This window comes from Prescottella defluvii (assembly GCF_000738775.1).
Lineage (GTDB): Bacteria > Actinomycetota > Actinomycetes > Mycobacteriales > Mycobacteriaceae > Prescottella > Prescottella defluvii.
The window spans coordinates 1-235 of record NZ_JPOC01000166.1 but is presented as its reverse complement, the minus strand read 5'-3'; the positions used below and the strand labels follow the sequence as shown (position 1 = coordinate 235).

The 235-nt window shown below is 68.9% G+C and carries 1 protein-coding gene; it reads right to left on the bottom strand.

Annotated elements, in window-relative coordinates; all coding sequences use genetic code 11:
• Positions 1-235 (bottom strand): cholesterol oxidase substrate-binding domain-containing protein (locus tag IJ15_RS25115; protein WP_037136219.1); only part of this gene is annotated, 235 nt, incomplete at both ends.

Here is a 235-nt window from a genome sequence, read left to right as displayed (position 1 = left end):
TCCCACTCGGGATGGTCGGGTCGCGGACGGGTCGCCGCGATGGTCGGTGCGCCCGCGGAGTCCACCAGCACCTCGCTCGCCTTGTCGAGGCCGCAGCAACGGATCTCGACCGGACCGTTCAGCGGGTACTGGCCCTTCGCGCGGTAGAACTCGATCCGCTCGTTGAACCACTTGGCGAAGTCGTGGATCACGGTCGCGATGTTGGCGCGGCTCGTGACGACGGCGCCGCCACCCT